This is a genomic window from Neisseria sp. P0021.S006 (genome assembly GCF_051956895.1).
On the sequence record NZ_JBQCWZ010001314.1, the window covers coordinates 1 to 430 of the forward strand.

A 430-nucleotide genomic window follows, 5' to 3' on the forward strand; every position below is an offset into this window, starting at 1 on the left:
GACCTGATGCAGTACATCCCAGCGCCCGACTTTGCCGGCGGCGGTCAAATCATCACGCCGGCGGACGAATTGCGCCGGATTTACGAAACCGGTAAGGGCAGCGTGCGCGTGCGTGCGCGTTACGAAATCGAGAAGCTGGCGCGCGGACAATGGCGCGTGATTGTGACCGAGCTGCCGCCGAACGCCAATTCCGCCAAAATCCTTGCCGAAATCGAAGAACAAACCAACCCGAAACCGAAAGCAGGCAAAAAGCAGCTGAACCAAGACCAGCTTAATACCAAAAAGCTGATGCTGGATTTAATCGACCGCGTGCGCGACGAGTCCGACGGCGAACATCCCGTGCGACTGGTGTTCGAGCCGAAATCCAGCCGCATTGATACGGATACCTTCATCAACACGCTGATGGCGCAAACTTCGCTGGAAGGCAATG

The 430-nt window shown here is 57.0% G+C and carries 1 protein-coding gene; it reads left to right on the top strand.

Annotated elements, in window-relative coordinates:
* On the top strand, positions 1-430 hold a 430-nt coding region (locus ACTHUM_RS20060; RefSeq protein WP_440404015.1), incomplete at both ends, for a DNA gyrase subunit A.